Origin of the sequence: Coprococcus intestinihominis (genome assembly GCF_040096555.1) — a bacterium.
In the GTDB taxonomy this organism is placed as follows: Bacteria; Bacillota; Clostridia; order Lachnospirales; family Lachnospiraceae; genus Coprococcus_A; species Coprococcus_A intestinihominis.
The window spans coordinates 1-7,586 of sequence record NZ_JBBMEK010000163.1 but is presented as its reverse complement, the minus strand read 5'-3'; the positions used below and the strand labels follow the sequence as shown (position 1 = coordinate 7,586).

The window sequence follows — 7,586 nt, the reverse complement described above, 5'->3', positions numbered from 1 at the left end:
CGTCAACAGATGAAAATCATCAATAAAAATGTAACAACTGCCTGTTTTCGACAATTCATGACACATATCCTCTATCAGCAATCCTGCTCCTGCAACATCCTCCGGACAGGCATAATCCTCCAGAAAGCCAAAACCCGCCCGTTTAAAAGCCACCTGTACACTTTTCCAGAAAATAGCCAGGTTGTCCGAATACACACTGATACGGATCAGACACAGTGCATCTATTTTCCCCTGTTCATCCAAAAACCAGTTGATGGCTGTTGTCTTTCCGTATCCCATGGGAGCCACCACCGTTGTCAGCGCACAACAGGTAACCGGACGCAGACACGCCTTCAGCCGTTCTGATATGTAAATTGTATTCAGATTCCATTTTTGTCTTGCCACTGCGCCGCCTCCCAATATATATTTAAAAACTTCCATCCAGACAGAAAAGAATCCACTTGCCTGTGCAGGTGACTTTATTATCTCAAAAAATCTGGTTAAAAATAGTATAACTATTTTGAGACATAAAATCAATAATGCCGCCTGGCTTGTCACTTATAAATTCAATCCTAGTACATCGTTTTCGAAATAGCTATACCATTCACTTGCCTGCGAATCCGAGTGTGCAGGTAGAAAAGCCTCGGCGTAGCCCGCTACGCCTGCGTTTTTTTACCTGCACACTCGAATCCGCATCCTACGCGATTGGTATAGTTATTTACGAAACGATGTACTAGATTTTATAATTAATACCGAAAACATGCAACAAGTCTCAGAGGACGAATGCCACCTTTACAGTTTCTATCCGTAACAGTAGGAATTTTTTCTCCAAGAGAATAATATGACCGCCCATCATATATTTTAAACGTAATGTTAAAACCTTCTTTTTCAGCTTTTGCTCTAAAATCTCTCAAAAACCGCTCCCCAAGAGATGTTACTGTTATAACATGATACGTTGTGAAAAAACCTTTTATTTTATCCTCATACAATTTTCCCACACAAATTCCATTATCATAATCACTGTCACTATGTGGCGGTGTACGCAACTCACAAGGAAGATATCCAACGCCACTGGAATTCCCCCTTTGGGCACAATACTGTACGTCACTATAAAATTGACCAAAATACACATTTCTTAATGCCTCATCATAATAATCTACTTTCTGAGTTTTTGGTTTCTGATTCTGTGCTGCAAGTTTTCTCATCTCATCTGCTTTTGTCATAATTTTTTCTCCTTTTTCTAAACACGTATCTGTGATTGCTTTGTTCTTTGTTGTATTTAATATATCATATGGCATCAGCGGAGGTATTCCCGGAACAGCAAAAAACCGCCCAGTCAGCACTTCGCTGACCGGACGGCCTGTCTTATATCACTTCAAATTCAGTTTTACAGCACCTTCGACAGAAATTCCTTCAGTCTCGCATCCTTCGGATTGGCGAAGAATTCCTTCGGCTCTGCTTCTTCCTTGATGACACCTTCATCGATGAAGACGACTCTGGAAGCCACTTCTCTGGCAAATCCCATCTCATGGGTAACAACCACCATGGTCATGCCTTCCTCTGCCAGCTGTTTCATCAGCTCCAGAACTTCTCCGACCATTTCAGGGTCCAGGGCAGATGTCGGTTCGTCGAAAAGAATCACATCCGGATTCATGGCCAGAGCACGGACAATGGCGATTCGCTGTTTCTGACCACCGGACAGTGTTGAAGGATAGACATTCGCCTTATCTTCCAGCCCGATACGTTTCAGCAGATTCATGGCCTGTTCTCTGGCTTCTTTCTTAATCTGCTCCTTGGTGGTTGTCACAGGAATCTGTTCTTTCTTGCCAAATGCCGCCAGACGATTATGACGTTTGGCTTTCTTCAGTTCCTGACAACGGGTATAAACAGGTGCCAGCATAATATTCTCAAGAACGGTTTTGTTGTTGAAAAGATTGAAGTGCTGGAATACCATGCCCATCTTTCTTCGGTGAATATTGATATCAACTTTCATATCCGCGATATCAACACCATTAAAAATAATCTGTCCTGATGTCGGGTCTTCCATACAGTTCAGGCAGCGGAGAAATGTACTCTTACCGGAACCTGATGGTCCGATGATCGCCACAATATCGCCTTTATTGATGGTCATGTTGATGCCCTTTAAAACTTCGACACTGCCAAAGCTTTTCTTAAGATTAATTACGTCTATCACTCTTCTTCAGGCTCCTTTCCATCAATTTGATTAATAATGAAATAATCAGCACAAGAACGATATAAATCAATGCCATGACAAGATATGGAACCATAAATTCATAGCTGTTGCTGCCGATATAGTTAAATGCTACATAAAGGTCGGCCGCACCGACAAAACTGACAACAGATGTCTCCTTGATCAGGGAAATGAATTCATTGCCCAATGTCGGGAGAATATTTTTGACTGCCTGTGGGATAACAATTTTGATCATACTTGTACCAAAACTTAAACCCACTGCACGTCCGGCTTCCATCTGTCCCGGGTCTACAGACTGAATACCACTTCGCATAATCTCAGATATGTAGGCGCCGCTGTTCAGACCAAAGACCATCATCGCCACCTGAACACCTGTAATCTTCAAACCGATAATCGGTAAAAGAACATAGTAGAAGACAAGGAGCTGAACAACCATAGGCGTACCGCGGAATAATGCAACATAAAAGCTGCAGATCACATTCAGCACCTTCGGCAATGTTTTATATTTTGGGAGTACACGGACAGTGGCAATGATCGTACCGATAATAATACCGATGATCAGACCGGCAATGGCAATCATCAGGGTGTTCTGCAGGCCCTGAAGCACCTTGTTGTAGCCATTCTGCTCCCAGAATATCTCTATAAACTTGTTAACTTTCTGATCAAAATTTCCCATAATGACTCTTCTTTATCCTTTCAGGCTCGTACAGCATAACAGATGGGTTGTAGGCCCATCTGTTATAAAAGATTACTGCATTGCGTTGATAGATGCTGTAATTGCTGCAGCAGGAGCAGCATCAATAATGACATACTTGATGTTGCCATTTAACATATCCTGAACAGCCAGGGAACCGCTCTTATAAGTTACACATTCAGCAGGAAGACCCGGGAAGTCCCAATCATCGCTGCCTTCAACGTAATACTGACCTGTTGTACCGGCCTGAACACCAATCTTGTCAGAGTTGCTTAATTCACCAAGTTTAGCTGCAACTTCATCAGCTGTCTTGCATTCGTCAAATGTTGTATCTGCACTTGGCACAATCAGTCTCTGGGATGCCTGATAATAAGAATCTGTGAAAGTTACATATTCCTGTCTTTCTTCGTTGATTGTCAGACCTGCCATAGCAATATCACATTTCTGCTGGCTGACAGATAAACATACAGCGTCGAAATCCATGTTCTGGATAACAAGCTCTTTGCCAAGTTCATCTGCAAGAAGTTTGGCGATTTCCATATCAATACCATAGTACTGGTCACCCTTTGTGTATTCAAAAGGCTCGAAAGCTGCATTTGTAGCTACAACCAACTGGTCTTTGGAACTGTCAAGTTCTGCTGATTCAACAGCTTCAGGTTCACCATCACCGAAATATTTTGCACAAATGGCATCCAGTGTACCGTCATCTTTGATCTTCTGGATAAATGTGTTGGTCTGTTCAAGCAGTTCAGGCTGTGTTTTATCCACACCAAATGCATATTCTTCACTTGTCAGGTCCACATCGATAACCTTTGCTGTGTTGGCACTGCCTGCTGCAGTTTCTCCTGATGCGCCTGTTGTTTCATTCTTGCTGCTGGAACTGCCGCATGCTGCCAGTGAAAGGGTACATGCTGCAACCAGAAGAGCACTTAATACTTTTCTCATTTTCATTTTACTTATCCTCCTTAAAATTATCGTTGCTTCTCGGTGTATGTTTATTCATTATGAATGCATACTGACCTCTTACATATTTTATCATGTTTTTCGCAAAAAACTAGTCTAAATTCTGATTTTCCAGTACATGGGAAGGTGAATGGTTATATTCTTCCAGATATTCCTTGACATATTCCACATCTGTACGGCAATCCGCATAGATCGTGCCGTATTTCTGTCGTGTCTCATTGCCCTTGCCGGTAATCAGAAGAACGGTAGGCCGCTTGCACTCCATAATGGCTTTGTGGATAGCCACACCTCTGTCTTCGATAATCTCATACGGACAATTCTTCTGAGCCACATACTGGGCAATGTCCTCTGAAATCTGCTGTACAGGCTCCTTGCCGGGATCCTCAGCCACGAGATAAACCTTCTTGGAATATTCTCCGGCAATGAGACCAAGGTCCTTACGGCGGATATAGGCCTTATAGCCCGGGCATCCGAAAATAGCCACGATATCATGATCCGGATATTCTTCTCTTGTGGAACCGAATAACTTCTCAAAGCTCAGTTTATTGTGGGCATAGTCCACAACCGCTGTCACGCGCTTGTCGGCACTTGTATACAGTTCCATACGGCCACTGGATCTTGCCCTGTGAAGACCGGACTTGATGTATTCAAGAGGAATGTTCAGCAGTGTCGCTGCAGCCACAACGGCAACGGCATTCTCCACATTGAATAAGCCCGGCATGGTCAGTGAAAATGTCTCATCAAACTTATCGCATTTCACAGAGAAAATGATTTCTCCATCTTCTTTGTGAATATTGTAGCCATAAAAATCCGCAGACGGATCCTTCAGACTGAATGTCTTGAAGCTGCCGGCATCCTCTGCAGCCTTTAAGGCACGCTCCACAAAATCCGCATCCAGATTGACAACTGCCTGTTTAGCCAGCGCAAACATCTTCATCTTAGATGAAATATAATCTTCAAAATCCTTATGCTCGATCGGACTGATATGGTCCTCTGAAATATTCAGATAAACCGCCACATCAAACTGCATATTATTCACACGGTCATACTTTAACGCCTGACTGGAAACTTCCATCTCCAGATAAGTAATACCGCTGTCTACCGCATGGCGCATATGCTCATGTAATTCCACCGATTCCGGTGTTGTAATATGGGATTCCTGTCGAATCACACCATCGTATATGTCGATGGATGATAAAACAGCACTTTCTTTGCCCCCTGTGGCTGCCATATAATCATCCACAATGGCTTTCATATAATAAGCAGATGTGGATTTTCCCTTTGTACCGCCAAAACCGATGACCGTCAATTCCTGCCATGCTTTGTTGAAATACATCTCGGCCAGCGGCGGCATGGCTTTACGGATATCCTTCACAATCAGACACGGCACCTTGGTCTCTGTTTCATATTGTACTTCAGAAACATAAGCCACAGCACCTGCCCGGATCGCATTTTCCAGATACTGTTCTTTAAAGGCTGCACCTTTGCAGATGAAAAGGGTTCCCGGTGTCACTGCCCTTGAATCATACGTCAGATATGTAATGACCGTCTCATCCCTGCCCATCATTTCCGCCTCTGCCAGCATATCGACAGAAGACAGCAAATCTGCATATTCTTTTAATGTATAATTTTTCATACGTATTTCCTCCTTGCAATTAACTGCATACGTATAGGTTCAAATTCAAACATCTGTGCAAGTGAATGGTATAGTTATTTCGAAAACGATGTACTAGCTATAGTACTTCTTATACTTTTCAAAATGACTCAGATGGGTTTTGATCATACGGGCCAGCCTCGGCATACCGAGATCTCCCTTCATGAAGCTTGGATTCACGACTTTCTTCTCTTTGATCAGCTTTTTCATCTTTGCCTTCAGAGCAGGATCCTTGACATACTTAAAGGCAACGGCTTTTGGAACAACCATCCAGAGATGCTCTTCTTTGGCGTAACGCAGCGGCAGTTCCTTGCCGTAAACAAAGTCTTCCACAATATATTCTGCCACATTAAATCCGGAACCGGTCACATAATAATTGCTTCGGCCCTGTCTTGTATTGATCTCAAAGAACTTGAACTTGCCGTCTCTTCTGTCGTATTTGATATCGAAATTGGAAAATCCCACATAATGCAGTTCTTCGAGCAAATCTTTGACACGCATCATCAGTTCCTTATTCGGCTCTGTGATAATGACTGCATGATTGCCCAATCCGTGCGGTGTATGCTCTTCAAGAAGCACATGACCAAGGCACATCATTTTCACCTTGCCGTTGTGATCCGAATAGGATGTCAGCACACGCATATACTCATCATTACCCGGAATCATATCCTGAATGATCAGTTTGCCTGTATAACCGGCCCCGTAAATGTCATCCAGCACCTGATCCAGTTCCTTCTTATCTTTAATCGTGTACACCTTCTTCTGTGTATCAAAAGGATGCTCCCAGTACTGAATGCTGTCGGATGGCTTCAAGATCACAGGGAATGGGAAATTCATCTCAAAATCATGTCCCATCTCTTTGTTGTGGATAATGGTTCCCGGATAATCCACGCCATGTTTCTCACAAAGTTTATAGAATGTCTCTTTCTGCTGGAGACTGTTCATCAAATCAAAATCAATATATGGTGCAATGGTATTCTTCGGCAGTTCATTCTTATGCTTGCTGATCAATGCCACATAGCTGTCACCGCAGCCCACCAGAACAACGGTCTTGTCTGCATGCTTGGAGCAGAAGCTCTTCACTGTCTTCATAAAAACTTCATCTGTGTCAATCTTCGGGTTTGGTGTATATTCAATAATTCTGCTCTGGTAACTCGGACCTGTGGCAAACTTACCAAATGTATAGGATTTCACTTTATAACGTTCATAAAATGCACGGGCAACACTGTATGTATTGATGTCCCCGCCAAACAGCATCGGTATAAAATCTCTTTCTTTGAAATTCATTGCTAATCGCCTTTCTTTCTATTTACAGTACCTTTCATTATAACTTAACCCTTTTCCCCTGTCAACGGCTGTCAAACAGCCTGTTTTCCTTCGTTTCTCAGTTTCTGCTTATTGAAACGAAATCTTTCATATAATCTTATCTTTTGTTTAACCGATTATCAATTTTGACAATCGTATCCCTGATGTCTGATTCATATTTCTCCATTTCAATCTCAACAGGAGAGGGTGCCTTTCTCTTTACCGCCGAAACAAAAGGATTAAAAAACAGCAGAATACCTGCAGACACACCAAAAGCATAAGCAGCCTCAAGAATCCCGGGCTGTGTCGGCACATGGCCCACAAACAGCTGATAAATCCGACCAAACACCCCCGCCACATCCACATCCTGATCATAAGTCATGATGGTAAAAGCCGAACCCGTCAGAATGATCAGACTCACGCATACCGTCTTCAAAATCGTCACCCACCACGGTGCCGTCTTTTTGCCTCCCCATTCAACAATCAACTGTTCCGCTCCCAGCAGCACACACTGGCACTGGATACCTGCAAATTGCTTCCGGACCTGCACTGTGATTGCCTCCACCAACATTAAAACAGAGATGACACTCCGCCCCGTCTCTTGAGGCTGCAGGCCTGCCACCGGCATCTGTTTGACAAAATCCGCCACCTTCCTGTCCGTTCCCACAATTTCACATAGATCTCCCATAGTCAACGGCTGCACCTCAACTTCAATATAATCATCCGCCAGCAAGTAGATTACAACCTGTTTCTGAGTCTTTGCTGTCTCATCTCCTGTT

At 43.3% G+C, this 7,586-nt stretch carries 7 protein-coding genes and 1 pseudogene; all 8 read right to left on the bottom strand.

The genetic code is table 11. The annotated features are described in order from the left end of the window. Positions 1-384, bottom strand: a pseudogene (locus tag WMO25_RS12130) (LuxR C-terminal-related transcriptional regulator); the annotation flags it as partial. 341 nt (positions 385-725) lie between these two features. Next, positions 726-1,202 carry a hypothetical protein gene (locus WMO25_RS12125; RefSeq protein ID WP_349085517.1) on the bottom strand — a complete coding sequence of 159 codons (477 nt, stop codon included), beginning with the start codon at positions 1,200-1,202 and terminating at the stop codon, positions 726-728. Positions 1,203-1,366: 164 nt separating this feature from the next. Continuing rightward, entirely contained in the window at positions 1,367-2,173 is an 807-nt protein-coding gene (locus tag WMO25_RS12120) for an amino acid ABC transporter ATP-binding protein (RefSeq protein ID WP_178440542.1), read from the bottom strand. Next, positions 2,157-2,867, bottom strand: a complete 711-nt coding sequence (locus WMO25_RS12115; protein ID WP_349085516.1) for an amino acid ABC transporter permease — start codon at positions 2,865-2,867, stop codon at positions 2,157-2,159. The genes WMO25_RS12120 and WMO25_RS12115 overlap by 17 nt, the downstream gene beginning before the upstream one ends. A gap of 72 nt (positions 2,868-2,939) precedes the next feature. After that, positions 2,940-3,836 carry a transporter substrate-binding domain-containing protein gene (locus WMO25_RS12110; protein ID WP_250799620.1) on the bottom strand — a complete coding sequence of 299 codons (897 nt, stop codon included), beginning with the start codon at positions 3,834-3,836 and terminating at the stop codon, positions 2,940-2,942. A gap of 103 nt (positions 3,837-3,939) precedes the next feature. Next, positions 3,940-5,484, bottom strand: a complete 1,545-nt coding sequence (locus WMO25_RS12105; RefSeq protein WP_015513796.1) for a Mur ligase family protein — start codon at positions 5,482-5,484, stop codon at positions 3,940-3,942. Positions 5,485-5,577: 93 nt separating this feature from the next. Then, a complete protein-coding gene (locus tag WMO25_RS12100) occupies positions 5,578-6,789 on the bottom strand; it encodes a carboxylate--amine ligase (protein ID WP_117527620.1) in 1,212 nt (403 codons plus the stop codon). A 136-nt stretch (positions 6,790-6,925) separates the two neighbouring features. Then, a partial coding sequence (locus WMO25_RS12095; protein WP_349085514.1) for a stage V sporulation protein AA occupies positions 6,926-7,586 on the bottom strand: 661 nt, incomplete at its 5' end.